At 71.3% G+C, this 25870-nt stretch carries 23 protein-coding genes; 16 read left to right on the forward strand and 7 right to left on the reverse strand.

The window, feature by feature from the left end; all coding sequences use genetic code 11:
* The first annotated feature begins 133 nt into the window (after positions 1-133).
* From rpsA to U5C87_RS13865, 13 genes are all read left to right on the forward strand, one after another.
* Positions 134-1645: a 30S ribosomal protein S1 gene (gene rpsA, locus U5C87_RS13805; protein ID WP_330473118.1), complete on the forward strand. Its 1512-nt coding sequence runs from the start codon at positions 134-136 to the stop codon at positions 1643-1645.
* Positions 1646-1880: 235 nt separating this feature from the next.
* Positions 1881-2831, forward strand: a complete 951-nt coding sequence (locus tag U5C87_RS13810) for a carbohydrate ABC transporter permease (protein WP_330473119.1) — start codon at positions 1881-1883, stop codon at positions 2829-2831.
* Positions 2828-3754, forward strand: coding sequence for a carbohydrate ABC transporter permease (locus tag U5C87_RS13815; protein ID WP_330473120.1), 927 nt, complete (start codon positions 2828-2830; stop codon positions 3752-3754). The genes U5C87_RS13810 and U5C87_RS13815 overlap by 4 nt, the downstream gene beginning before the upstream one ends.
* Positions 3755-3860: 106 nt before the next feature.
* On the forward strand, positions 3861-5156 hold the full coding sequence (locus U5C87_RS13820) for an ABC transporter substrate-binding protein (RefSeq protein ID WP_330473121.1): 1296 nt from the start codon (positions 3861-3863) through the stop codon (positions 5154-5156).
* A gap of 105 nt (positions 5157-5261) precedes the next feature.
* Positions 5262-6398: an ABC transporter ATP-binding protein gene (locus U5C87_RS13825; protein ID WP_330473122.1), complete on the forward strand. Its 1137-nt coding sequence runs from the start codon at positions 5262-5264 to the stop codon at positions 6396-6398.
* A 1-nt stretch (position 6399) separates the two neighbouring features.
* Positions 6400-7281, forward strand: a complete 882-nt coding sequence (locus tag U5C87_RS13830) for a glycerophosphodiester phosphodiesterase family protein (protein ID WP_330473123.1) — start codon at positions 6400-6402, stop codon at positions 7279-7281.
* Positions 7282-7510: 229 nt separating this feature from the next.
* Positions 7511-8191, forward strand: a complete 681-nt coding sequence (locus U5C87_RS13835; RefSeq protein WP_330473124.1) for a TetR/AcrR family transcriptional regulator — start codon at positions 7511-7513, stop codon at positions 8189-8191.
* 2 nt (positions 8192-8193) lie between these two features.
* On the forward strand, positions 8194-8655 hold the full coding sequence (locus tag U5C87_RS13840) for a PPOX class F420-dependent oxidoreductase (protein ID WP_330473125.1): 462 nt from the start codon (positions 8194-8196) through the stop codon (positions 8653-8655).
* A gap of 134 nt (positions 8656-8789) precedes the next feature.
* Positions 8790-9998, forward strand: coding sequence for a dephospho-CoA kinase (gene coaE, locus U5C87_RS13845; RefSeq protein ID WP_330473126.1), 1209 nt, complete (start codon positions 8790-8792; stop codon positions 9996-9998).
* A 44-nt stretch (positions 9999-10042) separates the two neighbouring features.
* On the forward strand, positions 10043-11092 hold the full coding sequence (locus tag U5C87_RS13850) for a lipoate--protein ligase family protein (protein ID WP_330473127.1): 1050 nt from the start codon (positions 10043-10045) through the stop codon (positions 11090-11092).
* Between the two features lie 88 nt (positions 11093-11180).
* Entirely contained in the window at positions 11181-11564 is a 384-nt protein-coding gene (locus U5C87_RS13855; protein WP_330473128.1) for a YciI family protein, read from the forward strand.
* 40 nt (positions 11565-11604) lie between these two features.
* Positions 11605-13719: an excinuclease ABC subunit UvrB gene (uvrB, locus tag U5C87_RS13860; RefSeq protein ID WP_330473129.1), complete on the forward strand. Its 2115-nt coding sequence runs from the start codon at positions 11605-11607 to the stop codon at positions 13717-13719.
* A 228-nt stretch (positions 13720-13947) separates the two neighbouring features.
* Positions 13948-15105 carry a TerC family protein gene (locus tag U5C87_RS13865; protein WP_330473130.1) on the forward strand — a complete coding sequence of 386 codons (1158 nt, stop codon included), beginning with the start codon at positions 13948-13950 and terminating at the stop codon, positions 15103-15105.
* Between the two features lie 71 nt (positions 15106-15176).
* Here the strand turns inward: U5C87_RS13865 and U5C87_RS13870 are convergent, their stop codons facing one another.
* The 4 genes from U5C87_RS13870 to U5C87_RS13885 form a co-directional block, all read right to left on the reverse strand.
* Complete coding sequence (locus U5C87_RS13870; protein ID WP_330473131.1) at positions 15177-15446, reverse strand: hypothetical protein; 270 nt, start codon at positions 15444-15446, stop codon at positions 15177-15179.
* A gap of 161 nt (positions 15447-15607) precedes the next feature.
* Complete coding sequence (locus U5C87_RS13875) at positions 15608-16981, reverse strand: MFS transporter (protein ID WP_330473132.1); 1374 nt, start codon at positions 16979-16981, stop codon at positions 15608-15610.
* Positions 16982-17038: 57 nt separating this feature from the next.
* On the reverse strand, positions 17039-17914 hold the full coding sequence (locus U5C87_RS13880; RefSeq protein ID WP_330473133.1) for an EamA family transporter: 876 nt from the start codon (positions 17912-17914) through the stop codon (positions 17039-17041).
* The gene (locus U5C87_RS13885) at positions 17911-18732 is read right to left on the reverse strand and encodes a C40 family peptidase (protein ID WP_330473134.1); all 822 of its coding nucleotides are present in this window, start codon (positions 18730-18732) and stop codon (positions 17911-17913) included. The genes U5C87_RS13880 and U5C87_RS13885 overlap by 4 nt, the downstream gene beginning before the upstream one ends.
* A 190-nt stretch (positions 18733-18922) precedes the next feature.
* On the opposite strand from U5C87_RS13885, the gene U5C87_RS13890 reads away from it, so the two are divergent.
* The 3 genes from U5C87_RS13890 to U5C87_RS13900 all read left to right on the forward strand — a co-directional run bounded on the left by U5C87_RS13890 (position 18923) and on the right by U5C87_RS13900 (position 22495).
* Positions 18923-19246, forward strand: a complete 324-nt coding sequence (locus U5C87_RS13890) for a hypothetical protein (RefSeq protein ID WP_330473135.1) — start codon at positions 18923-18925, stop codon at positions 19244-19246.
* Positions 19247-19410: 164 nt separating this feature from the next.
* A complete protein-coding gene (locus tag U5C87_RS13895) occupies positions 19411-21069 on the forward strand; it encodes an FAD-dependent oxidoreductase (RefSeq protein WP_330473136.1) in 1659 nt (552 codons plus the stop codon).
* Positions 21070-21091: 22 nt separating this feature from the next.
* Positions 21092-22495 (forward strand): sensor histidine kinase, encoded by a 1404-nt coding sequence (locus tag U5C87_RS13900; RefSeq protein ID WP_330473137.1) that lies wholly within the window; start codon positions 21092-21094, stop codon positions 22493-22495.
* Positions 22496-22587: 92 nt separating this feature from the next.
* Here the strand turns inward: U5C87_RS13900 and U5C87_RS13905 are convergent, their stop codons facing one another.
* Genes U5C87_RS13905 through U5C87_RS13915 form a run of 3 tightly spaced genes read right to left on the reverse strand, consistent with a single transcriptional unit; the run spans position 22588 to position 25779 of the window.
* Positions 22588-23265 (reverse strand): MBL fold metallo-hydrolase, encoded by a 678-nt coding sequence (locus U5C87_RS13905; protein ID WP_330473138.1) that lies wholly within the window; start codon positions 23263-23265, stop codon positions 22588-22590.
* 2 nt (positions 23266-23267) lie between these two features.
* Entirely contained in the window at positions 23268-23969 is a 702-nt protein-coding gene (locus tag U5C87_RS13910) for a maleylpyruvate isomerase family mycothiol-dependent enzyme (RefSeq protein ID WP_330473139.1), read from the reverse strand.
* Positions 23956-25779 (reverse strand): glycoside hydrolase family 15 protein, encoded by a 1824-nt coding sequence (locus U5C87_RS13915; protein WP_330473140.1) that lies wholly within the window; start codon positions 25777-25779, stop codon positions 23956-23958. Before U5C87_RS13915 ends, U5C87_RS13910 begins: the two co-directional genes overlap by 14 nt.
* Positions 25780-25870: the final 91 nt, after the last annotated feature.

The raw sequence follows: 25870 nt of genomic DNA on the forward strand, positions 1-25870 counted from the left end.
GATAGGATTGCCGAGCACATTCGTGTGCGCACGATCAATGTTGAACCTGTCCACAAAGGCATCGGGGCACGAGCCGTCAGGCCCGCCGCCGCGAGGTCCCAATCTAACCGTCCACAATCGGAGTTCCTACTACATGACTGCCAACACGGTCGAGAAGACCGCGCCTGAGATTGCCATCAACGACATCGGCTCTCAGGAAGACATCCTTGCGGCGATCGACGCCACCATCAAGGACTTCAACGACGGCGACATCGTCGAGGGTCGCATCGTCAAGGTCGACCGGGACGAGGTCCTGCTCGACATCGGCTACAAGACCGAGGGCGTCATCCCCTCGCGCGAGCTGTCCATCAAGCACGACGTCGACCCCGGCGAGATCGTCAAGGTCGGTGACGAGGTCGAGGCCCTCGTCCTCCAGAAGGAGGACAAGGAAGGCCGTCTGATCCTGTCCAAGAAGCGTGCGCAGTACGAGCGCGCCTGGGGCACGATCGAGAAGGTCAAGGAAGAGGACGGCGTCGTCACCGGCACCGTCATCGAGGTCGTCAAGGGTGGTCTCATCCTCGACATCGGCCTCCGCGGCTTCCTGCCCGCCTCGCTCGTCGAGATGCGTCGTGTCCGCGACCTCCAGCCGTACGTCGGCAAGGAGATCGAGGCCAAGATCATCGAGCTCGACAAGAACCGCAACAACGTGGTCCTGTCGCGCCGTGCCTGGCTCGAGCAGACGCAGTCCGAGGTGCGCACGACGTTCCTCAAGGAGCTCCAGAAGGGCCAGGTCCGTTCGGGCGTCGTGTCCTCCATCGTCAACTTCGGTGCGTTCGTGGACCTCGGCGGCGTCGACGGTCTCGTCCACGTCTCGGAGCTGTCGTGGAAGCACATCGACCACCCGTCCGAGGTCGTCGAGGTCGGCACCGAGGTCACCGTCGAGGTGCTCGACGTCGACATGGACCGTGAGCGTGTCTCCCTGTCGCTGAAGGCGACGCAGGAGGACCCGTGGCAGCACTTCGCTCGCACGCACGCCATCGGCCAGGTCGTCCCGGGCAAGGTCACCAAGCTCGTCCCGTTCGGTGCGTTCGTTCGCGTCGAGGACGGCATCGAGGGCCTCGTGCACATCTCCGAGCTGGCCGAGCGCCACGTGGAGCTGCCGGAGCAGGTCGTCAACGTCGGCGACGAGATCTTCGTCAAGGTCATCGACATCGACCTCGACCGTCGCCGCATCTCGCTGTCGCTCAAGCAGGCCAACGACCAGGCCGTCTCGGCGTCGGAGTTCGACCCGACGCTCTACGGCATGGCCGCCGAGTACGACGAGCAGGGCAACTACAAGTACCCCGAGGGCTTCGACCCGGAGACGAACGAGTGGCTCGAGGGCTTCGACGCCCAGCGCGAGAAGTGGGAGCGTCAGTACGCCGACGCCCACGCTCGCTGGGAGGCCCACAAGGCCCAGGTCGACGCCGCGACGAAGGCCGACGCCGAGGCTGCGGCCAACGCCGGCTCCGCGACGTCCTACTCGTCCGCGACCGGTGACGTCGCCGACTCCGGTGACGCCGACCGTGGCGAGCGCGCCCCGCGCAACGCCCCGGCTCCGGTCGAGGGCACCCTTGCTTCGGACGAGGCGCTCGCCGCGCTTCGCGAGAAGCTGACGGGCAACTGAGCCTCGTCGCTCTGAGCTGACCGCTCGCACGGAGCCCCGGACCCGTTGGGTCCGGGGCTCCTTCGCGTCCCACGTCCGTTCGGTGCCGCGCAGGTCTCGCAGGTCGCGCGGGTCGAGAGCCACGCGCGCGTCGGGCGCGCGCCGTCACAGGAGTTCAGACGGGCGTCGAATGCCCGACGCGCCAAAGCCGCATTCGGTGCATCTGCGCGGCTAGGTTGGCGGGGTGCAGTCATCGGTGACCGAAACCCGAAGTGCCCTGCCCACCTCCGGCGGCCCACCGCCCGAGGTGGGTCCGCCTCCGAGACGGTCGAGCGGCAGGGCGTGGGAGTGGTCGCTGGCAGCCCTGCTGCTGCTGCCCAACCTCGTCCTGCTCATCGTCTTCACCTACCGGCCCCTGCTCGACAACATCCGGCTGTCGTTCACCGACTGGAACATCAGCTCGCCCATCGCCAACCCCGTCGGGCTGGCCAACTACATCGAGTGGTTCGGCCGCGACGACACGAAGATCATCGTGCGCAACACGGTGGTCTTCACGGTCGCGACCGTCGGCATCTCGATGGCGCTGGGGCTCGGCCTCGCGCTGCTGCTCGACCAGAAGCTGCGTGGCCGCAACCTCGTGCGGTCCGTCGTCTTCGCGCCGTTCGTCATCTCCGGCGCGGCGATCGGCATCGCCTTCCAGTTCGTCTTCGACCCGCAGTTCGGGCTCGTCCGTGACCTCCTCGCCCGCATCGGCGTGCAGTCGCCGGACTTCTACCAGCAGCCGGGCTGGGCGCTGTTCATGGTGACGGTCACCTACATCTGGAAGAACCTCGGCTACACCTTCGTCATCTACCTCGCGGCCCTGCAGGGCCGGCGTGCCGACCTCGACGAGGCGGCCGAGATCGACGGCGCCTCGGCCTGGACGCGCTTCCGCCGGGTGCTCATGCCGCAGCTGCGCCCGACGACCTTCTTCCTGTCGATCACGGTGCTGCTCAGCTCCGTCCAGGTCTTCGACATCATCAACGTCATGACCCGTGGCGGGCCGCAGGGCAACGGCACGACCACCCTCGTCTACCAGGTCTACCAGGAGACGTTCGTCAACCAGCGCGCCGGCTACGGCGCGACCGTCGCCACCGTCATGTTCGTCATCCTGCTCGCCGTCACGGTCGTGCAGGTGCGCTTCATGGACAGGGGGAAGCAGTCATGAGCACGTCCACGGTGGTCGAGGACCTCGACGAGGAGCGCGCCGGCCCCACGCCCGCGAAGCGCAGCCGCAAGGCCCACAACGTCGAGGCGTCCACGCACCACCGCGGGCCGGTCTGGACCGCAGCGGGATACGCCGGCATGGTCCTCATCGTCCTCGTCGTCGCCGTCCCTCTCTTCTGGATCCTCATCACCTCGTTCAAGGAGCGCGGCGACATCTACGTCCGCCCGGCGCAGTGGTGGCCCAACCCGGCGACGGGCGCGAACTACACCGAGCTGACGACCCGCATCCCGTTCTTCGACTACGTCCGCAACTCGGTGATCATCACCACCGCGACGTCCGCCGCGAAGATCGTGCTCGGTGTCATCAGCGCGTACGCCCTGTCGCTGCTGCGCTTCCCGGGACGCTCCGTCGTCTTCCTCGTCGTCATCGCGGCCCTCATGGTGCCCAACCAGATCACCGTCATCAGCAACTACGCGCTCGTCGCGCAGCTGGGCTGGCGCAACACCTACCAGGGCATCATCATCCCGCTCGCGGGCGTCGCGTTCGGCACCTTCCTCATGCGCAACCAGTTCCTCAACCTGCCCGGCGAGATCATCGAGGCGGCGCGCCTCGACGGGGCCGGCCCGATGAAGCTGCTGTGGCGCGTCGTCATGCCGATGTCGTGGCCGACCCTCGTGGCGTTCGCCCTCATCACCGTCGTCAACGAGTGGAACGAGTACCTCTGGCCGTTCCTCATGTCCGACGACGAGACGACCGCACCGCTGCCGGTCGGCCTGACGTTCCTGCAGAACAACGACGGGGTCACGAACTGGGGGCCCGTCATGGCGGGCACGGTGCTGGCCATGCTCCCGATCCTCGTGCTGTTCCTCTTCCTCCAGCGGCAGATGATCAAGGGCCTCACGGCCGGCGCCGTCAAGAGCTGAGTCCCGCTCTGTCGCAGGCTGATCCACGACCAGCTCGACCAGCTCGACCAGCACGACCAGCACGACCTTCCGTCCCCAACCACCACCACAGGGAAAGGCACCACCCATGAACGAGTTCTCACGCCGAGGGTTCCTCGGGCTCGCCGGTGCGGCCGGCATCGCAGGGCTCTCGGCCTGCGCCGGCACCGGCACCGCGACGTCGGGCGGCGGCGACTCGAGCAACACCATCGAGTTCTGGAGCAACCACCCCGGCAACAGCAAGCCGACCGAGCAGGCGATCATCAAGGCCTTCGAGGCGGCCAACCCGAGCCTCAAGGTCAAGCTCGTCGACGCCGGCAAGAACTACGAGGAGGTCGCCCAGAAGTTCAATGCCTCGCTCGCCGGCGGCCAGCTGCCCGACGTGGTCGTGGTCTCGGACGTCACGTGGTTCAACTTCGCGCTCAACAAGCAGCTGACCCCGATGGACGACCTGCTGTCGGCGGCCAAGATCGACACGAGCGACTACGTCGACGCGCTGTACAACGACTACAACCTGGACGACAAGCACTACGCGCTGCCGTTCGCCCGGTCGACGCCGCTCTTCTACTACAACAAGGACCTCTGGAAAGCCGCTGGTCTCGAGGACCGTGGGCCCAAGGACTGGGACGAGTTCCTCACGTGGGCACCGAAGCTCAAGGCCGCGGCCGGCTCGGACAAGATCGTCATGGAGCTGCCCGACGGCTCCAACTACCTAGACTGGGTCTTCCAGAACATCGTGTGGGGCTACGGCGGTGCCTACTCCAAGGAGTGGACGCCGACCTTCTCCGACCCCAACACCGTCAAGGCGGGCACCTACCTGCAGGGGCTGGCCAAGAACGGCTTCCTCAAGCTGTCCAAGGACCCCGCCCCCGACTTCACGGCAGGCATCGTCGGCTGCACGATGATGTCGACCGGGTCGCTGGGAGGCGTCGCCAAGGACGCGAAGTTCTCCGTGGGCACGGCCTTCCTGCCCGGCGACGGCAACTGCCCGACGGGTGGCGCGGGCGTCGGCATCCCGGCCAGCATCTCGGACGCGCGCAAGAAGAACGCCCTCAAGTTCATCGAGTTCCTCACCAACGCGCAGAACACCGTCACCTTCACGCAGGCCACGGGCTACATGCCGGTGCGCAAGTCGGCCGTCGACCTGCCCGCCGAGAAGACCTTCCTCGAGAAGAACCCGAACGCCAAGACCGCCATCGAGCAGCTCCCCAAGACCCGCTCGCAGGACAACGTGCGCGTGCTGCTGCCCGGCGGCGGCGCGCGCATCGGCAAGGCCCTGGACCAGATCGTCCAGGGCCAGGACGTCGCGACCGTCTTCAAGGGTCTCGACGCCGAGAGCCAACAGGTCTTCGACTCGCAGATCAAGAGCAAGCTCGGCGCCTGAGGCGCCACCGCAGCACCCTGGTCGTATGCCGTCCGGCGCGCTCCGCGTGGACGCCGCCGGACGGCATACGACCTCCCAGACCACGAACGACCCGAGAGGCCACCGATGGCAACCGTGTACTTCGACGAGGCGACTCGTCGGTTCTCCAAGGACGACGCCCCGGCGGTCGACGGCATCACGCTCGACATCGCGGACGGTGAGTTCCTCGTCCTCGTCGGCCCCTCGGGCTGCGGCAAGTCCACGACCCTGCGCATGCTCGCGGGTCTCGAGCCCGTCGACGGCGGCCGCATCCTCGTCGACGGCCACGACCAGAAGGGCGTGCGTCCGCGCGACCGCGACATCGCCATGGTCTTCCAGAGCTATGCGCTCTACCCCAACATGACGGCGGCCCAGAACATGGCCTTCGCCCTCGACAACGCCAAGGTGAGCAAGGCGGAGACGAAGCAGCGCGTGGCCGAGGCCGCCAAGATCCTCGAGCTCGACCAGCTGCTCGACCGCAAGCCGGGCCAGATGTCCGGCGGCCAGCGCCAGCGGGTCGCCATGGGCCGCGCGATCGTGCGCAACCCCAAGGTCTTCTGCATGGACGAGCCGCTGTCCAACCTCGACGCCAAGCTGCGCGTGTCCACGCGCTCGCAGATCGCGGGGCTCCAGCGGCGCCTCGGCATCACGACCGTCTACGTCACCCACGACCAGGTCGAGGCCATGACGATGGGACACCGGGTCGCCGTGCTCCGTGACGGCAAACTCCAGCAGGTCGACACCCCCGAGCGGCTCTACGACCACCCGGTCAACACCTTCGTCGCCGCCTTCATCGGGTCACCCGCCATCACGCTCGTGGAGTCCGAGGTCCGCGAGGGCGTGGCCCGGGTGCACGGCGTGTCCGTGCCGCTCGACCGCTCCGTGGCCGGGCGGGCGGGGGAGAAGGTCGTCGTCGGTCTGCGTCCCGAGTCCTGGCACGTCGTCGACACGCCGGCCGGCGCCGGTCGCGACGGTGCCCGTGACCCCGGTCGCGACGGAGCCGGCGCGACGGCGCTCGCCCTCAACGTCGAGCTCGTCGAGTCGCTGGGGTCCGAGTCGTTCGTCTACGGCCGGCCGGCCGGAGCCGACGAGGGAGCTGACCGGGTCACGGTCCGACTCGACAAGCGCACCCACCTGACGGTCGGCGACGTCGTGCACGTGGAGCCGAACCGGGACGAGGTGCACCTCTTCGACGCGGCGTCCGGCGAGCGGATCGAGGCCTGAGATGTCGACACGACCCGGTCCGTGGGCGTCGGGCCGCTTCGACGTCGAGGGTCACCGGGGCGCCAAGGGCCTCGTCGTCGAGAACACCTTGGCGAGCTTCGCCGCGGCGTACGACGCAGGGGTGACCGGTGTCGAGCTCGACGTGCGGCTCACGGCCGACGGCCACGTCGTCGTGTGGCACGACCCGGTGCTGCTGCCGACCAAGTGCCGCTCGACCGGCCCGGACCTCGTCGGGGCGCGGGTCGCCGACCTGACGCTGGCCCAGCTGCGCACCGTCGACGTCGGCAGCCTGACGCTAGAGGGCTTCCCCGAGCAGCGCCCGGCGCCGGGGGCCCGCATCAGCACCCTGGACGAGGTCCTCGCGCACGGGCTCGAACAGGCTCCGGAGGTGTGGTGGACCATCGAGCTCAAGGTCAACCCGCTCGACGCGGGCGAGTCCGCCCATCGGCGAGACCTACTCGAGGGGGTCCTCTCGAGCGTCCACGAGGCCGGCCTCGAGCGGCAGTGCTTCGTGCACTCCTTCGACTGGGCGGTGCTCGAGCTGTCTGCCGAGCTCGCGCCGCAGGTGACCCGCTCGGCGCTCGTCGAGGCGGCCGTCACGTGGGTGCCCGGGAGCCCGTGGACCGGGAGCGTCGTCGTGGGGGAGTCCCACGTGGACGTGTGCGAGGGGGCCGCCGCCGTCGGCGCGCAGGTCATCTCGCCGGAGCACGTGCTCGTCGACGCGGACTTCGTCGAGCGGGCCCACGCGGCCGGCCTCGCGGTCCTGCCGTGGACGGTCAACGACGCGGACCGCGTGGCCGAGCTCGTCGAGGCCGGGGTCGACGGGCTCGTCTCGGACTACCCGGACCGCGCCCTGTCGGTGCTCGCGCCCGCCTGCGCCTGACGCGCCCGTAGCGAGGGGCCGGGACCCCTGCGGCCCGGCCCCTCGCTCCCCCTCCCGGTGCCCCCTCGGGGGCGGGAGCGGTGGCGCTCGTGTCACACTCGTTCGGTCGACAGGCGCCGATGTCGGCGCTGCAACCGCCTGGTGCAGCAGTCGGGTGGGGACCCCTGGACCCCACCCATTCGCTAGAACGCCGTTCCAGCGAACTCATGATGCTTTTCGAAGGGCTCCGATGTCAACAGACCGGGCGTACGACAACAGCTCCCGGGCCGAGGCGGCGCTCGCGACGCGGCGTCGCATCATCGAGGCGGCGGCCGAGATGCTGCTCCGCGACGGCTACCACGCGATGTCGGTCGGCGGCCTCGCCGCCGCCGCCGGGGTGAGCGCCCAGACCGTCTACAACGCCGTGGGCTCCAAGTCCGACGTCGTCAAGGGCGTCTACGACGTCATGCTGGCCGGCGACGACGCGCCCGTGGCGATGCAGGAGCGTCCCGAGTTCCGGGCCATGTCCCAGGCCCCCGACCGCCCGGCCTTCGTGCGTGCCTACGCCGCCCTGTGCGCCACGATCTACGAGCGGGTCGGTCCGCTGCTCGGCGTGCTGCTCGCGCAGGGGCCCGGTGCGGACACGGGCCTGCACGAGTTCGTCGCGACGATCGACCGCGAGCGGCGTGCGGGCAACACCAACGCGATGGCCGCCCTCGAGGGCGCGCACGGACTGCCCGAGCGGTTCGACCGCGAGCGGTTCCTCGACATCTGCTGGACCCTCAGCGCGCCCGAGATCTACGACCGCCTCGTGCGTCGCTGCGGCTGGAGCCACCCCGCGTATGCCGCGTGGCTCGCCGACACTCTCGTCGTGACCTTCGACCAGTGCGACGCCACCACCCCCGACACCGGCCCTGACACCGAGGAGTAGCGATGCCCCGCCAGATCGCCACGAACACCGAGGTCGACCGCGAGGCCATGCTCGACTTCGTGCGGCCGCGCCACTCGATGGTGCTCATGACCCAGCGGTCCGACGGCCGTCCGCAGGCCTCGCCGGTCACGGGAGGCGTCGACGAGCAGGGCCGCATCGTCATCTCCACCTACCCCGAGCGTGCCAAGACGGCGAACGCCCGCCGGCGGCCCCAGGTCAGCGTGCTCGTGCTGTCCGACGACTTCGGCGGCGAGTGGGTCCAGGTCGACGGTGACTGTGAGGTCATCGACCTGCCCGACTCGGTCGAGCCGCTCGTCGACTACTTCCGCGCCATCTCCGGCGAGCACCCCGACTGGGACGAGTACCGCCAGGCGATGCGCGACCAGGGCAAGTCGCTGCTGCGCGTGACGCCGACCCGCTGGGGCCCGGTCGCCACGGGCGGCTTCCCCGCGCGCCTCGCCTGACCCGCACCGCGCCTTCCAGCAGTACCTTCACCGATCGAACGCCGCGTTCGGCGCCGAACTCACGGGCAGAACACTGAGTTCGCCACCGAACGCGGCGTTCGGCGGGGAGGAGCGGTGGACCGTAGGCTGGCCGGGTGCTGCGCGTCGGGGTCACCGGAGGGATCGGGTCGGGCAAGTCCAGCGTCTCGCGTCGGCTCGGTGAGCTCGGGGCGCACGTCGTCGACGCCGACGCCGTCGCGCGCGAGGTCGTCGAGCCGGGCGAGCCGACCCTGCAACGGATCCGGGAGCGCTTCGGCGACGCCGTGACCCGCGCCGACGGCTCGCTCGACCGCGCCGCCCTGGCGGCGATCGTCTTCCCCGACCGGGACGCCCTGGACGCGCTGGACGCCATCACCGGCCCCGCGATCGCGGAGCGCGTGGCCGCGCAGCGCTCGGCCGGGCCGCGGGACGGCGTCTCCGTCTACGACATGCCGCTGCTCGTCGAGCGCGGCCTCTGGGTGCACGAGCACCTCGCCGTCGTCGTCGAGGCCGACGCCGAGACGCGCGTGCGCCGGCTCGTCGAGCAGCGCGGACTCCAGGAGGAGGACGCCCGCCACCGGATCGCCGCGCAGGCGACGGACGCGCAGCGGCGCGCGGTCGCCGACGTCGTCCTCGACAACTCGGGCACGCAGGAGGACCTCGTGCGGGCTGTCGACGCGCTGTGGTCGCAGCGCCTGCAGCCGTATGCCGCGAACCTCGTCAGCAGCACACGCTCCCGTCGACCCGACCGGGCAGCCGACTGCGTCGTCGAGCCGCGCCCGGACTGGGAGTCGCGCGCCGAGCGCGTCGTCGCCCGGCTCGCGGCTGCACTCGGGCCGACCGGTGTCGTCACCGAGGTGTCGCATGTCGGGTCCACCTCGGTGCCCGGGCTGCTCGCCAAGGACGTCCTCGACGTGCAGGTCGGGGTGCACCGCCTCGACGACGTCACCCGGGGCGACGTGCGAGCGGCGTTCGCCGACGCCGGCTACGTCTTCAGCCACGGCATCCACTCCGACACGCCGCACCCGCACGGAGCCGACCCCGCTGCCTGGCTCAAGCAGTTCCTCGGCGGGTGCGACCCCGGCAACCACGTGCACGTCCACGTGCGCGAGCACGGTTCTGCCGGTTGGAGATTCGCGCTCCTCTTCCGGGACTGGCTGCGCCACGAGCCCGCCGAGCGAGACGCGTACGCCGCCGAGAAGCGTCGGCTCCTCGCGCTCCACAGCACGACCTCCGACTACGTCGTGGCCAAGGAGCCGTGGTTCGAGGGTGCGTGGCAGCGCGCGAACACGTGGGCCGAGCGCACGGGGTGGCGACCCCGGTAGGGGGCACACGGCATACGCAGGCGGTTCGTGGTGTTGTGGGTGGCATGCGTGGTGAGTACAAGGTCCCCGGTGGCAAGCTCGTGGCGGTCGACCTCGAGGAGGTGGACGGCAGGCTGGCCGGTGTCAGCGTGTCGGGCGACTTCTTCCTCGAGCCGGACGAGGCCCTGGGCGACATCAACGCGGCCCTGACCGGGATGCCTGTCGAGGCGGGTGTCGAGCAGCTGGCAGGCGCCGTCACCGGCGCCCTCGCCGACGACGTGTCGCTCATCGGCTTCACCGCGGAGTCGATCGGCATCGCGATCCGCCGGGCCCTCGGCAAGGCGACCGGGTGGGACGACCACGAGTTCGACGTCATCCCGGCCCGCGTGCTGGCCCCGGCGCTGCACGTCGCGCTCGACGAGGTCATCGCCCGTGAGGTCGCCGCGGGGGAGCGGCCGCCCACTCTGCGCTTCTGGGACTGGGACAGCCCGCTCGTCGTCATCGGCTCGTTCCAGTCGGTGCGCAACGAGGTCGACCCCGAGGGGGCGGAGCGGCACGGCATCGACGTCGTCCGACGCGTCTCGGGCGGCGGCGCCATGTTCATGGAGCCGGGCAACACCATCACGTACTCGCTCGTCGTGCCGACCTCGCTCGTCGAGGGCCTGAGCTTCGAGCGCTCCTACTCCTTCCTCGACGAGTGGGTCATCGAGGCCCTCGCCGACGTCGGCGTCAACGCCCACTTCGTGCCGCTCAACGACATCGCGAGCGACAAGGGCAAGATCGGCGGTGCGGCCCAGAAGCGCTTCGTCGCGGGAGCCGTGCTGCACCACGTGACGATGGCCTACGACATCGACGCCGACAAGATGCTCGAGGTGCTGCGCATCGGCCGCGAGAAGATGAGCGACAAGGGGACGAAGTCGGCCAACAAGCGGGTCGACCCCATGCGCTCGCAGACCGGGATGACGCGCGACGCGATCCTCGAGTCCTTCGCCGGCTCGTTCGCCCGGCGCTACCGGTCGTCCCGCTCGGACTACACGCCGGACGAGATCGAGGCCGCCCAGCGCCTCGTCTACGAGAAGTTCGCCACCCCGGAGTGGACCCACCGGGTGCCGTGACGGCTGCTGATGTCGAGGACGGCGTGTCGGCTCCGACGTCACTCGCGAGGCGGCAGACTGGCCGCCCGCGAACCGGAAGGCACCGCTCATGAAGTACGTCATCCTCATCCACTCCAACCCCCAGCCCTGGGGCCACCCGACCGGTGACTTCGTCGCCGAGGCTCTCGCTCGGCCGCAGGAGGAGCGAGAGGCCGGCAGCGCCTGGTTCGACGGCATGCTCGCGGAGCTGTCGGCCAGCGGCGAGCTGAAGGGCGGCGAGGCGCTGGGTGACCCCGCGTCCTCGCGGATCCTCCGCTGGGACGGCTCCGGCCACGTGGCGACCGACGGCCCGTACGCCGAGGCCAAGGAGCACCTGGCCGGCTTCTTCCTGCTCGACGTCGCCTCCCGGGAGCGCGCCGAGGAGCTCGCGGTGAACTTCGCCGGCCCCGGAGACACGGTCGAGCTGCGCCCGGCGTACGTCTGGGAGCAGTAGCGGGTGGGGGACTGTCGGTCGTGCGACGTACGGTTGAGCCATGCGTCCCACGACCGACCTCCAGCGCACGGTGGCACCCTTCGAGGTGATCTCCGAGTACACCCCGAGCGGTGACCAGCCCACGGCGATCGCCGAGCTCGCGCGGCGGGTCAAGGCCGGCGAGACCGACACCGTCCTGCTCGGCGCCACCGGCACCGGCAAGTCCGCCACGACGGCCTGGCTCATCGAGCAGGTCCAGCGTCCGACGCTCGTCATGGCACCCAACAAGACGCTCGCCGCGCAGCTCGCCAACGAGTTCCGCGAGCTGCTGCCCAACAACGCCGTCGAGTACTTCGTCAGCTACTACGACTACTACCAGCCCGAGGCATACATCCCGCAGACCGACACCTACATCGAGAAGGACAGCTCGGTCAACGACGAGGTCGAGCGGCTGCGGCACTCGGCCACCAACTCGCTGCTGACCCGGCGCGACGTCATCGTCGTCGCCTCGGTGTCGTGCATCTACGGCCTCGGCACGCCGCAGGAGTACGTCGACCGGATGGCCCGGCTCAAGGTCGGCCAGGAGGTCGTGCGCGACGACCTGCTGCGCCGCTTCGTCGAGATGCAGTACACCCGCAACGACCTCGCCTTCACGCGTGGCACGTTCCGGGTCCGCGGCGACACCGTCGAGATCATCCCGGTCTACGAGGAGCTCGCGATCCGCATCGAGTTCTTCGGCGACGAGATCGAGCGCATCTACACCCTGCACCCCGTGACGGGAGAGGTCGTCAACGAGGAGCAGGAGATGTACGTCTTCCCGGCCTCGCACTACGTCGCCGGCCCCGAGCGCATGGAGCGCGCCATCCGGGGCATCGAGCTCGAGCTCGAGGACCAGCTCGCGCTCTTCGAGAAGCAGGGCAAGCTGCTCGAGGCCCAGCGCCTGCGCATGCGCACGACCTACGACCTCGAGATGATGCGCCAGGTCGGCTTCTGCAACGGCATCGAGAACTACAGCCGCCACATCGACGGCCGCACCGCGGGCTCGGCGCCCAACTGCCTCATCGACTACTTCCCCGAGGACTTCCTCCTCGTACTCGACGAGTCGCACCAGACGGTGCCGCAGATCGGCGCGATGTACGAGGGCGACATGTCCCGCAAGCGGATGCTCGTCGAACACGGCTTCCGCCTGCCGAGCGCCATGGACAACCGGCCGCTGAAGTGGGAGGAGTTCCTCGAGCGCATCGGGCAGACCGTCTACCTCTCGGCGACGCCGGGGGAGTACGAGCTGGCCAAGTCTGGCCCGCCGGTCGAGCAGATCATCCGGCCGACCGGTCTCGTCGACCCCGAGGTCGTGCTCAAGCCCACCAAGGGCCAGATCGACGACCTCATGCACGAGATCCAGGAGCGCACCAAGCGCAACGAGCGCGTCCTCGTCACGACCCTGACGAAGAAGATGGCCGAGGACCTCACCGACTACCTCCTCGACAAGGGCATCCGCGTCCGCTACCTCCACAGCGACATCGACACGCTGCGCCGCGTCGAGCTGCTGCGCGAGCTGCGCACCGGCGTCTTCGACGTCCTCGTCGGCATCAACCTCCTCCGTGAGGGCCTCGACCTGCCCGAGGTCTCGCTCGTGTCGATCCTGGACGCCGACAAGGAGGGCTTCCTGCGCTCGGCCCGGTCGCTCATCCAGACCATCGGTCGCGCCGCGCGAAACGTGTCGGGCCAGGTGCACATGTACGCCGACAAGATGACGCCGTCGATGGAGCAGGCGCTCGACGAGACCAACCGGCGCCGCGAGAAGCAGATCGCCTACAACACCGAGCACGGCATCGACCCGACGCCGCTGCGCAAGAAGATCGCCGACATCACCGACCTGCTCGAGCGCGAGGACGCCGACACCCAGGAGCTGCTCGGTTCGGGGCGCATGCAGTCCCGAGGCAAGAGCGGGTCCGGGCGAGGGGCGATGGCGGCCGACGTGGGCGTGTCCGCCGGTGGCACGGCCAACCGGCCGGCCGACATGGCGGCCGCCGACCTCGCCGGCCTCATCCAGGAGCTCACGACGCAGATGCACCAGGCGGCGGCCGAGCTGCACTTCGAGCTCGCGGCCCGGCTGCGCGACGAGATCGGCGAGCTGAAGAAGGAGCTGCGGCAGATGAGCGCGGCGACTCGCTGACCCGCTCCACCGGGCAGCCGGGTCCGCCGGCTGCCCACGGGACGGACCGATTTGAGGGACGGCGGCGGGAGTGAAAGACTCAGGCGTTCACGGAGGGGAGTATCCCCGACACGACGGGCTCGTCATCACGGAGTGGGTCTCACCGCCGCTCCCGGTCCCGTCGGTCCGACCTCAGGTCGGGCGGGAGAGACCTCCGGTTACTGATCTGGTGACCGGAAGGTTGTGCCCATGAACGTTCCCGCTTGGGGCTGGTTCCTCACGATCGGCCTGATGGCCGTGTTCCTCATGATCGACGTCTTCGTCATCGCGAGGCGACCGCACGTCCCGTCGATGGCCGAGGCCGGGCGACACCTGGCCTTCTACGTCGCGGCGGCCGTGCTCTTCGGCCTCTTCGTGTGGTTCGAGTGGGGCGGCCAGTACGCGGGTGAGTTCTATGCCGGCTGGCTGACGGAGTACTCCCTGTCGGTCGACAACCTCTTCGTCTTCCTGCTCATCATGGCCAGCTTCAAGGTGCCGCAGAAGCTCCAGCAGTCGGCGCTCATGATCGGCATCATCATCGCGATCATCCTGCGCGGCGTGTTCATCGCCCTCGGGGCCGTCGTCATCAACGCCTACTCGTGGGTCTTCTACATCTTCGGCGCGTTCCTCGTGTACACCGCCGTCAAGCTGGCCACGGGCGGCGAGACCGACGACGACGAGTACCACGAGAACCGTCTCCTGCTCTGGATCGAGAAGCGCTTCCCGGCCACCAAGGAGTGGAACGGCACCCGCCTGACGGTGATCGAGAACGGCAAGCGCCTCATCACGCCGATGCTCATCGTCATCCTCGCGCTCGGGACCACCGACCTGCTCTTCGCGCTCGACTCCATCCCGGCGATCTACGGCCTGACGAAGGAGCCCTTCCTCGTCCTTACGGCCAACATCTTCGCCCTCATGGGCCTGCGACAGCTGTACTTCCTCATCGGCGGCCTGCTCAAGAAGCTCGTCTACCTCAGCATCGGGCTCGCCGTGCTGCTCGCCTTCATCGGCGTCAAGCTCGTCATGCACGCGCTGCACGAGAACAACCTGCCGTTCATCAACGGCGGGCAGCCCGTCGAGGGCGTCCCGGACATCCCGATCCTCGTCTCGCTCGGCGCGATCGTGCTCATCCTCGGCGTCACGACCATCGCGAGCCTGTGGAAGTCGAGCCGCGACGCCAAGCTCGAGGCGGCGCAGGCCGGTCCCCTCGGCAGCGGCGCCGACAGCAGCGTCGAGGGTGGGGCCGCCCGCAGCGTGGACAGCGCGAACCGCGCAGACCGCCCGGACGGCGCCGTCAGTGCCGGCGCCCCTGGCGACGCTCCGCGCGACGACGCGCCCTCGCGGGCGGCGACGCACGACGCGTCGTGACCTGACGCGTGACCTGACCTGACGCGGGACCTGACGCCTGACCTGAACGGGCGCCGGTCGGACGTCGGGTGCTAGGCGTGGTGCCCGGACAGCGGGGCGCGCATGGCGGCACGGTGCCGCCGCAGGCCCGCGACGACGAGCCGCTGCTGCCGGAGCAGCAGGCGCCGCTCGGGGTTGGTCACCAGGCGCCCGCCCAGGGGGACGAACGTCGGCAGGTGACGCAGCCGGTCCTCGATGGTGGTCAGCGCGCCGATGAGCTCGCGGATGCTCATGGCGGCCACGCTGGTCGCCGAGGACTCGCCGGTGCTGGGCAGGGTGGGCAGGTTGAGCGGAAGGGTCATCAGGACTCCTGTGCCGAGCTGGGCACGGCCGGCGCTGAGCAAGGTGGGGGAGCCGGCCGTCACGTCACATCCTGGTCGGGGTGGCGCTCGAGGTAGGTCGTGCCTGTGAAGGTACGTGCCGCCGGTGCCCGGCGACAGGGACCAAGGTCCCGAAACGGCCGCTAGCGCACCCGCGGCGCGACGACCCAGCCGACGAGGGCGGGCACGGCCATGACGACGAAGACGACGGCATACGCGCCCGGCACGGCCGAGCCCGCCGCCGCGAAGGCGATGGCCGACAGGGCGATGGCCGTGGCGGCGCCCGAGGAGTCACAGATCTGCAGCGCGGAGCTGACGAGGCCCTGCTCGGTCGCGGAGGCCCGAGCCAGCGCCTGCGCGGTGACGCGTGGGTAGAGCGTCCCGATCCCGAGGCCCACGACGGGGAAGAGGGCGATGACGACCCACGTGGGGGCTCCCAGTGCGACGGCTGCCGCGAGCGCGAGGAGGGAGAGGGTGATGGCGCCCAGCGACACGGCGGCGGTGCGGCCGACCTCGAAACGCTGGTCCCAGCGACCCTGCACCCACGACCCGACGAACCACGTCACGCCCGTGACCGTCAGGGCGACCCCGGCGAGGCTCGGGCTCAGGCCGTCGCGCTCGGTCAGCAGGCGGGGCAGGTAGACCTCGGCGCCGCTGAAGGCGGCGAAGGCCAGCGCGCGCAGGGCGATGTCGGTCGGCAGCCCGCGGGCCGCGCGCAGGGTCCCGCGGGGTGTGAGCGGCAGCAGCGTGAGCCCGACGATCACGAGCGCCACCACGCCCACCGTGATGCCGACCGGGTCGAGGCGCTCGGCCGCTGCGTTGAGCCCGAGCACGGCGACCGCGAGGACGCCCGACGCCGCGATCGAGCGCGTGCGCCACGGCACGTCGACGACCTCCTGGCGCAGGCCGGTGAGGATGCGTCCGAGGAGCACGGCCGCGACGACGAGCACGACGAGGGCGAGGCCGAAGACCCAGCGCCACCCGATGGTCTGGGTGATGAGCCCGGCGACGAACGGACCTGCGATGGACGGGACGACCCAGGCCGCCGAGAAGCCGGCGAGGATCGCCGTGTGCAGGCGCTGCGGGTAGACGCGGGTGACGAGGACGTAGAGCGCCGTGCTCGTCATGCCGGCGCCGAGGCCCTGCACGACCCTCGCGGCGACGAGGACCCCCATCGAGGGCGCCAGACCGGCGACGACGAGCCCGGTGGCGAAGAGCGCCAGCCCGAGGAGCAGTGGCGGGCGAGGGCCGTGCCGGTCGGCGAGGTTGCCGGACCAGACGATGCTGACGATGCCGGACGCGAGCGTAGCGGTGAAGGCCATCGCGTAGAGGGACGCCCCGTCGAGCTCCCGGGCGATCGTCGGCATGACGGTGGTGAGGGCAAGGGCCTCGAAGGCGTGGAGCGAGACGAGCGCCAGCACACCGACCGTCGTGGCCCGCAGTGCCGGGGACATGATGCCGCCGCCCTCGTCGGGGACGGTGGAGGAGGAGTCAGTGCGCATGGTGCCCGAGGTCATCCGGTGACGGTAGGACTTCGAGTCGACCTGAGGTCAAGCGCCGGTCGGTCGCCGGCATCAGCCCGGGCCCATCGCGGCGTCCGGGGACTCGGGCCGGGACTGCGCGCCGAGCACGACCACGCTGGCCAGCACGACGAGCACCATGCCGGCCACCTGGCCGCGGTCGAGGACCTGGTGGAGCACGACGAGGCCGGCCAGCGCCGCGACGACGGGTTCGAGGCTGAGCAGGATGCCGAAGACGTGCTGGGCCAGGTGGCGCAGCGCGATGAGCTCCAGCGAGTAGGGCAGCACCGACGACAGGACGGCGATGCCGAGACCAAGGGCGACGTCACGGGGAGTCCACCGGTCCACCGAGGTCAGTCCCAGCGGTGCGACCGCCACGGTGGACACGATGAGCGCGAGCGCCAGCCCGTCGAGCCCACCGAACGCGCGACCGGTGCGTTGGCTGAGGACGATGTAGGCCGCCCACATGACGCCCGCGAGCGCGGCGAACCCCACACCGACGAGGTCGAGCCGGTCCCACGACGTGTGCAGCACTCCCGAGACGAGCAGCACGCCGACCGCGGCTGCCGCGACGGCGAGGACGTCCCGAGGGCGGCGGCTCAGCGCCGCCGCCAGCCCGAGCGGCCCGAGGAACTCGATGGTCACGGCGACGCCGATGGGCAGGTGGGCCAGGGAGGCGTAGAACGAGGTGTTCATCGCCGCCAGGGCCAACCCGAAGAGCACGACGGTGCCCCAGTCCGAACGGCTGCGTCCACGCCACGAGGGCCGCGCGACGGCATACAGGATCACCATGGCGAAGAGCAGCCGCAGCAGCACCGAGCCCGGTGCCCCGATGCGCGGGACGAGCGTGGCGGCGAAGGCTCCCCCGAACTGGACCGAGACGACGCCCCCGAGGACGAGCAGGGGAGCGGTGCGACGGTCGACGCTCACGGCATCGGCAGGCGCCCGGCGGCGACGAGGGTGGCGACGCGGTCGGCGGGCAGGTCCTCCTCGACGAGCACGCCTCCGGTCTCCGAGGCGTGGACCATGCGACCCGGGCGCACGACGATGCCGACGTGGTGGATGCGCCGACCGGGCCGGGCGAAGAAGTAGAGGTCGCCGGGACGGACCGACGCGAGGTCGACGGGCGAGGCGAAGTCGGCCTGCGCGTAGGCGTCGCGAGCGACGACGACGCCCATGCGCCGCCACGTGTGCAGCACGAGCCCCGAGCAGTCGAAGCCGAGCGGCGAGATGCCCGACCAGAGGTAGGGCAAGCCGATGTGGCGGCGGGCCTCGGCCACGGCAGGGTGCACGGCGTCATCGGACGCGGAGGTGGATGCCGCCGCCGGCGTCCCGCCCAGCACCGGGGTGGGGTTGCCCAACGCTGAGGCGTGGGGCGCGGACGTCAGGTGCGCCGTGGGCACCCAGCCCGGGTAGCCGCGGTCGTCCTTGGGGGACCGCTGCCACGGGGCGACGACGTGCGACCACGAGCCGGTCGTCTCGGTGTGGTGCGTCTGCGTCACGACGACGGGCTCGCCGGCGAGCAGCTGGGTCTCGACCCGGCCGTGCAGCCCGAGGCGCCCGTCGCCCGACTCGTCGTGGGCGGCGTTCGCGTCGAGCGCGGCCAACCACGCGACGTTGTCGGGCTCGGGCGCGACGGCCGGGGCGTCGACGGCTCGCGGGCTCTCGGGACCGGACCAGACCGTCGTCACGGGGACGCGGACGACGTGGGTGGCAGGGACGGTGGGGGCGGCGACGGGCGAGCTCACGCCCGTCATCCTCGCACCACGGCGCGCGCTCGCCGAGGCGGCCCGCGCCGCGCGGCGGTGTCGCCGGCACCCGCGCGCGCCACACGGGCGTCCGCCCACCCGTCGCCCGGCTTGTCTCTTGCCTCACGAATCGCCGCGGACCTGTCGCGGGTACTGGTCCGCGGGCGTCCGGGGCCGTACCGTCAGAGGTATGGAAGAGCGAGTCACCCTCGAGGGATTCGATCCCCCCACGAACCGACGTCACGGCCCCGACGGCGACCTCGTCGACGTCAAGGGTTGGCTCCATGCACCCGTCGACTGGACCGGTGGGCCGCACCTCGAGCGCGCCTGGCGTGAGAAGCACGGACGGTCCCGGCTGGGTGTCGGCCTCGCGGTCGCCAACAACCCGAGGCGTCACATCCTCATGACGAACGTCCCGCCGGACATCGACTTCCTCCGGTCCGAGCTCGAGTCGCTCATCGCCGAGCTCGACAACGACCCCGACGCGCAGTCCGACCTCGAGGACGCCCAGTAGGAGCGGCCGTGGCCGCGGCGACCGACGACGCCGTCTCAGGCCCGGCGCGCCGTGGCCCCATGTGTCCGCTCTGTCCCATGGCGCATCCCGGCCCGCTCACCTCCAGCGGGTGAAGTGGCCCGACTTGCCCGCGCGGCAGGCGATCCCGCTCGTACGCTGAGGCCGTGGCCCGGCCCGCGATCATCACCGTGGACGACGACGCGCCCGTCTCGGCTGCGATCGCGAGAGACCTGCGCGCCCGCTACGGGGCCGAGCACCGGATCCTGCGGGCCTCCTCGGGCGCCGAGGCCCTCGACCTCGTGGCCCGGCTGGTCCTGCGCGGCCAGCCGCTCGCCCTCGTCGCCTCCGACCAGCGGATGCCGTCCATGACCGGGATCGAGCTGCTCTCGCGGGTGCGGGCCGACGTCCCGGACGCCAAGCTCCTGCTGCTCACGGCGTATGCCGACACCGACGTCGCGATCTCGGCGATCAACGAGATCGGCCTCGACCACTACCTCCTCAAGCCCTGGGACCCGCCCGAGGAGCGGCTCTACCCCGTCGTCGACGACCTGCTCTCGGACTGGCACAACGCCCACCCCGAGCAGGGCAACGACGTCCGTGTCGTCGGCCACCGGTGGTCCGAGGGCAGCCACGTCGTCAAGACCTTCCTGACCAACAACCACGTGCCCTACGTCTGGCTCGACGTCGAGCGCGACGAGGAGGGCGCTCGGCTGCGCGACCTCGCCGGCGCCCGACCCGAGGACCTGCCGCTCGTGCTCGTCCCGGACGGCGAGACCCTGCGCGCCCCGACGCCGGTCGCCGTCGCGACGGCCCTGGGCCTGCGCACGCGCGCGGAGCGTGATCTCTACGACCTGTGCATCGTCGGCGGCGGTCCGGCCGGGCTCGCCGCCGCGGTCTACGCCGCGTCGGAGGGACTCAGCACCGTCATCGTCGAGCACGACGCCCCCGGCGGGCAGGCCGGACAGAGCGCGGCCATCGAGAACTACCTCGGCTTCCCGCGCGGGCTCTCCGGCTCCGACCTCGCGCAGCGGGCCATCGCGCAGGCCCGGCGCTTCGGGGCCGAGATGGTGCTCGCCCGTGACGTCGTCGCCCTCGAGGCCCGCGGCCTCGCGCGCGCGGTGCGCCTCGACGGCGCCGAGGACATCGAGGCGCGCAGCGTCGTGCTGGCGACCGGCGTCTCGTACCGCCGGCTCGGGGCGCGGGGCATCGACGACCTCGTCGGACGCGGGGTCCAGTACGGCTCCAACGCCGGGCAGGCCGCCGCCTGCGCCGGTGACGAGGTCTACGTCGTCGGCGCGGCCAACTCCGCCGGCCAGGCCGTCCTCAACCTCGCCCGCTACGCCGAGCGCGTCACCCTGGTCGTGCGCGGCGAGTCGCTCGAGGCCGGCATGTCGCAGTACCTCGTCGAGCGGATCCGGGCCGACCCGCGCATCCGGGTGCTGTGCCGCACCGAGGTCGTCGGGGCGGACGGGGACGGACACCTCGAGCGGCTGACGCTCTCGGACCGGCACACGGGTGCGACGACGGAGGTCGACGCGGCCTGGCTCTTCGTCTACATCGGTGCCACGCCACGCACCGACTGGCTCGGCGCCGACGTCGTGCGGGACGAGCACGGCTTCGTCGTGACGGGGCACGACCTCGTCACTGGCCCCCACGCCCGGGGCTGGACGCTGGCGCGCCCGCCCTTCGCCCTGGAGACGAGCCTGCCCGGCGTCTTCGCCGCCGGCGACGTCCGCTCGGACTCGATGAAGCGTGTCGCGTCGGCCGTCGGCGAGGGCTCGATGTCGGTCTACTTCGTCCACCGCTACCTCGCCACGATCTGACGGCCGACAGACGGGACCCACGATGCTCGAGCTCTCCGACCTCCGGACGGTGCCGCTCTTCGACGGCTTGAGCGACGACCAGCTGGCGCAGCTGCTCGCCGCGGGCGCGGAGGTCGCGATCGCCCCCGGTGAGGTGATGTGGCTCGAGGGTGACCGGGCCGACCACTGGTGGGTCGTCGTCGACGGCACCCTCGACCTGTCCCGCCACGTCGGCCGCGAGGACGTCGTCGTCGGCCGGATGGACGTCCCCGGCCGGTGGGCCGGCGGCTTCCGGGCCTGGGACGAGCACGGCGTCTACCTCGCGACGGCTCGCGGCGTCACGCCGGGCCGGCTGCTGCGCGTCCCGGCCGAGCGGCTCCACGAGCTGGCCAACGACTGGTTCCCGTTCGCCGCCCACCTCGTCGCGGGCCTCTACGGCACGGCGCGGTCGATCGAGGCGACGGCCCGCCAACGCAGCGGGCTCGTGACGCTCGGGACGCTCGCGGCCGGACTGGCCCACGAGATCAACAACCCCGCGGCGGCCGCGGCCCGCTCGGCCGCCGAGCTCGAAGGCGCCTGCGACGGGCTGCTCGAGGCCCTGCGTCAGATGGCGTCGAACGGCGTCTCGACAGCACAGTTCGCCCGGGTCGACGCCCTGCGTCGGGAGCTGCAGCCGCCGACCACCCTGCCCGACCCGCTCGAGGCGGCCGACCGCGAGGACGAGCTGGGGGAGTGGCTCGACCACGCCAGCGTGCCCCGGCCGTGGGAGCTCGCGGCCTCCCTCGTCTCCGCCGGGGCCAACCTGGACTGGCTCGCCCGCGCGGCCGCGGCCAGCCCCGACGAGGGCCTCGCGGCCTCGCTCGGCTGGGTCGCGCGCACGATCGACGTGTCCTTGCTCCTCGCCGAGGTCCGCGAGTCCACGCGCCGCGTCTCCGAGCTCGTCGCCGGCATCAAGTCCTACTCCCAGATGGACCGCGCCTCCCATCAGCCGGTCGACCTGCGTGAGGGGCTCGAAAGCACGCTGCTCGTCATGGGTCCTCGCCTGCGGCCCGGGGTCACGGTCGTGCGCGACTGGGGCAGCGACGTGCCGCTCGTCGACGGGATGCCGGGCGAGCTCAACCAGGTCTGGACCAACCTCGTCGACAACGCCGTCGACGCCATGGACGGCGTCGGCACGCTCACCGTCTCCACGCGGCGCGACGGGGACAGCGTGGTCGTCGAGGTCGGCGACACGGGCGCCGGCATGAGCCCGGAGGTGCAGCAGCGTGCCTTCGAGGCCTTCTACACGACGAAGGACGTCGGACGCGGCACCGGGCTCGGCCTCGACATCGCCCACCGCATCGTCGTCGAGCGCCACGGCGGCTCGGTCGAGATCGAGTCCCGGCCGGGCGACACCCGACTGAGGGTGCGCCTGCCGATCCGCGCCGCGACGGCGCCGTCACGCTGACGCCGGAGCCCGCCCACGGCATACGCCATCGGTCCGTCCCCGACGCCCGACCAGGTCATCGAGGGCGTATGCCGTCTGGCCCGGTCCGAGGGTCACCAGCCGCGGGCGCGCCACTCGTCGAGGTACGGCCGCTCGGCGCCCAGGGTGGAGTCGTCGCCGTGGCCGGGGTAGAACCACGTGTCGTCGTCGTAGACGTCGAAGACGCGGGTCGTGACGTCCTCGATGAGCGACGCGAAGCTCTGGCCGGGGTTCTTCGTGTTGCCCACGCCGCCGGGGAAGAGGCTGTCGCCCGTGAAGAGGTGGGTGTGCCCGGCGGGGTCCGCGTAGGCGAGCGCGATGGAGCCCGGGGTGTGGCCGCGGAGGTGCACGACGTCGAGGGTGACGTCCCCGACGGTGACGCTGTCGCCGTGGGACACGCGCACGTCGACCGGGACGGGCAGGGCGTCGGCGTCGTCGGCGCCGGCCACCGTGCGCGCGCCCGTCGCGGCGACGACCTCTGCGAGCGCGCCAACGTGGTCGTGGTGCTGATGGGTGGTGACGACGGTGTCGAGGCCACCGCCCCCGGCGGAGACGAGCTCGAGCAGCCGCTCGGGCTCTGCGGCCGCGTCGACGAGCAGCTGCGCGCCGGTGGACCGGCAGGTGAGCAGGTAGGCGTTGTTGCCGAAGCCGCCGACCTCGAGCTTGCGGATCGTCAGCGCGGGCAGCTCGCGCACGCCGGCGGGGCCGCCGGCCGTGACGTGCCCGGTGTAGGTGTCGTCGTGGTGGTTCACGGTCAGCCTCCGAAGGGAAGGGTCGGGACGGGCCCGTCGACGTGGATGCCGTCGGTGCGTCCGCGGGCGAGCCACAGCAGCACGTCGGCGGCGGAGCCGGTCACGCGTGACGCACCGTCGCCGACGACGTGCTCCTCGCCCTCGGCGGTGACGACGTGCAGCGACGGGGGTGCATTGTCGTGGGCGAGGCGGTTGACGGCGTCGCGCAGGAAGAGCGCCACGACCTCGGCGGGAGCGTTCGAGAAGGAGTAGCCCGCGTCGAGGTCGACGTGGTGGAAGACGACCTCGCGCAGCCGCATGAACGGGACCATGCCGACGGCGATGGGGAAGCCGCCCGGCGTCCGCTCGACCCGGACCTCGGCGTGCTCGGGGCGCAGCGCCTCCAGCCGGTCCGCCAGCCGGGCCGCGGTGTCGCGGATGTCGGTCGCGTGCTCGTGGGCCGACCGGCGGGCGCCACGCTCGATGTCGGCGTCGCGCGACTCGACGTCGTCGTACATCGTGTCGGGGGCGCCGGTCAGGGCCACGTCGCACACCCGCACGAGGGCGTCGGCGTTGCGGGCGAGGTGGGCGAGCACGTGACCGCGCGACCACCCCTCGCACAGCGACGGCGCGAGCACCGCGTCGTTGCGGAACGAGGCCGCCGTCGACAGGAGGCGCTCGGTCTCCGCCGCCACGAGGTCGGGTGTCACGTCAGCGTGCCGCATGCGTCGCCTCTCCGGTCGCCTTCGCCAGCGCCAGGGCGGCACCGACGAGTGTCAGGTGCGAGAACGCCTGGGGGAAGTTGCCCACCATGCGCTTCCCGATCGGGTCGTACTCCTCGGACAGCAGCCCCACGTCGTTGGTCAGGCCCACGAGCCGGTCCATCAGTGCGGTGGCCTCCGTCGTCATACCCGCGTTCGCGTAGGCCGTCACGAGCCAGAAGGAGCAGGCGAGGAAAGGGTGCTCGTCGCCGGCGAGCCCGTCGACTCCGGTGTCGGTGCGGTAGCGCATGACGAGGCCGTCCCGCATGAGGTCGGACTCCACCGCGGCGATGGTGCCGAGCATCCGCGGGTCGTCGCCGTCGACGAGGCCGATGGACGACAGCGTCAGCAGCGACGCGTCGACCTCGGTCGTGTCGTAGTGCTGGACGAAGGTGTTGCGCCCGGCGTCGAACCCCTTCGTCAGGACCTCGTCGCGCACGCGCTCGCGCAGCTCGCGCCACTGCTCGACGGGTCCGTCGAGGCCGTGCTGCTCGACGGCGCGGATGGCGCGGTCGAACGCCGCCCACACCATGGCGCGGGAGTGCGTGAAGTGGCGGAGCGGGCCGCGGATCTCCCAGAGGCCGTTGTCGGCCTCCTCCCAGTGGTCGGCGAGGTGGTTGACGAGGGCGCGCTGCAGGTGCCAGGAGTCGTCGTTCTCCTCGAGCCCGCGCGAGCGCGCGTGGTCGAGCGAGATGAGGACCTCGCCGAGCACGTCGGTCTGGCGCTGGTCCACGGCGGCGTTGCCGACGCGCACGGGGCGCGACGCGGCATACCCCGGCAGGTGCTCGAGGACCCGCTCCGGGAGGTCGCGGCCGCCGTCGACGCGGTACATGATCTGCATGTCCTCGGGGTCACCGGCGACGGCGCGCAGCAGCCAGTCGCGCCAGAGCGCGGTCTCCTCGACGTAGCCGCACCCGAGCAGCGCCTCGAGCGTCAGCGCCGCGTCGCGCAGCCAGCAGAAGCGGTAGTCCCAGTTGCGCTCGCCGCCGAACTCCTCGGGCAGGGAGGTCGTCGCGGCGGCCACGATGCCCCCGGTCTCCTGGTGGGTCAGGCCGCGCAGGACGAGGAGCGAGCGCGTCACGGCGTCCGCGTACGGGCCCACGTAGTCGCTGCGAGCGGCGTACTCCTCGCTGCGCATGATCGTCTCGCGGATGCGCGCGCGGACCCGCAGCGGCGGCGGGATCTCGTCGTGGCTGCGGAACCACGTGGTGGAGAAGGTGAAGGTCTCGCCCGCGGCGACGTCGAACTCGTCGACGTGGTGGCCGTCCTGGGCGTGGGGCAGGCGGGCGCCGCGCAGGACGAGCATGTCGGGACCGGCGATGGCCGTGATGATCTCGTCGGTGTGGTCTTCGCGGTCGTCGGTGTGCCGCGCCACCCACGGGCGGGTGCGGCCGTAGTTGAAGCGCACCGTCCACTCGTGGACCATCCGGACGCTGCCCTCCAGGCCCTCGATCCGGCGGAGCAGGTCCGACCGCCCGTCGCCGAGCGGCATGAGGTCGGTGACGCGGACCCGCCCGGTGGGGGTCTCGTGGGTCGTCTCGAGCACGAACGAGTTGCCGACGTAGCGGCGCGTCGTCACGGCGTCGGGGTCGGCCGGGGCGATGAGCCAGCGCCCGTGCTCGGGCGTGCCGAGCAGCGCGGAGAAGCAGGCGCGCGAGTCGAAGCGGGGCAGGCAGAGCCAGTCGACCGAGCCACGACGGCTCACGAGGGCGGCGGTGCCGAGGTCGCCGAGCACGGCGTAGTCCTCGATCGGCGTGGGCACGTGCTCACTCATGGGTGCGAGTATGCCGTCCCGCCGGGTCGTCCGCTCCGGCCGCCCCGTGCGCGTGGCGCGGTCCCGGCGCGGGGCCCCCGTGTCCAGCGTT

Source organism: Terrabacter sp. C0L_2, from assembly GCF_036352015.1.
GTDB classification, from domain to species: Bacteria; Actinomycetota; Actinomycetes; order Actinomycetales; family Dermatophilaceae; genus Terrabacter; species Terrabacter tumescens.

What these genes read in the sequence shown, in the direction of transcription:
- rpsA (WP_330473118.1), top strand. Translation starts at nt 134, where the DNA reads ATGACTGCCAACACGGTCGAGAAGACCGCGCCTGAGATTGCCATCAAC.
- U5C87_RS13815 (WP_330473120.1), top strand. Translation starts at nt 2,828, where the DNA reads ATGAGCACGTCCACGGTGGTCGAGGACCTCGACGAGGAGCGCGCCGGC.
- U5C87_RS13820 (WP_330473121.1), top strand. Translation starts at nt 3,861, where the DNA reads ATGAACGAGTTCTCACGCCGAGGGTTCCTCGGGCTCGCCGGTGCGGCC.
- U5C87_RS13825 (WP_330473122.1), top strand. Translation starts at nt 5,262, where the DNA reads ATGGCAACCGTGTACTTCGACGAGGCGACTCGTCGGTTCTCCAAGGAC.
- U5C87_RS13830 (WP_330473123.1), top strand. Translation starts at nt 6,400, where the DNA reads ATGTCGACACGACCCGGTCCGTGGGCGTCGGGCCGCTTCGACGTCGAG.
- U5C87_RS13835 (WP_330473124.1), top strand. Translation starts at nt 7,511, where the DNA reads ATGTCAACAGACCGGGCGTACGACAACAGCTCCCGGGCCGAGGCGGCG.
- U5C87_RS13840 (WP_330473125.1), top strand. Translation starts at nt 8,194, where the DNA reads ATGCCCCGCCAGATCGCCACGAACACCGAGGTCGACCGCGAGGCCATG.
- U5C87_RS13850 (WP_330473127.1), top strand. Translation starts at nt 10,043, where the DNA reads ATGCGTGGTGAGTACAAGGTCCCCGGTGGCAAGCTCGTGGCGGTCGAC.
- U5C87_RS13855 (WP_330473128.1), top strand. Translation starts at nt 11,181, where the DNA reads ATGAAGTACGTCATCCTCATCCACTCCAACCCCCAGCCCTGGGGCCAC.
- uvrB (WP_330473129.1), top strand. Translation starts at nt 11,605, where the DNA reads ATGCGTCCCACGACCGACCTCCAGCGCACGGTGGCACCCTTCGAGGTG.
- U5C87_RS13865 (WP_330473130.1), top strand. Translation starts at nt 13,948, where the DNA reads ATGAACGTTCCCGCTTGGGGCTGGTTCCTCACGATCGGCCTGATGGCC.
- U5C87_RS13870 (WP_330473131.1), bottom strand. Translation starts at nt 15,446, where the DNA reads ATGACCCTTCCGCTCAACCTGCCCACCCTGCCCAGCACCGGCGAGTCC.
- U5C87_RS13875 (WP_330473132.1), bottom strand. Translation starts at nt 16,981, where the DNA reads ATGACCTCGGGCACCATGCGCACTGACTCCTCCTCCACCGTCCCCGAC.
- U5C87_RS13890 (WP_330473135.1), top strand. Translation starts at nt 18,923, where the DNA reads ATGGAAGAGCGAGTCACCCTCGAGGGATTCGATCCCCCCACGAACCGA.
- U5C87_RS13900 (WP_330473137.1), top strand. Translation starts at nt 21,092, where the DNA reads ATGCTCGAGCTCTCCGACCTCCGGACGGTGCCGCTCTTCGACGGCTTG.
- U5C87_RS13910 (WP_330473139.1), bottom strand. Translation starts at nt 23,969, where the DNA reads ATGCGGCACGCTGACGTGACACCCGACCTCGTGGCGGCGGAGACCGAG.
- U5C87_RS13915 (WP_330473140.1), bottom strand. Translation starts at nt 25,779, where the DNA reads ATGAGTGAGCACGTGCCCACGCCGATCGAGGACTACGCCGTGCTCGGC.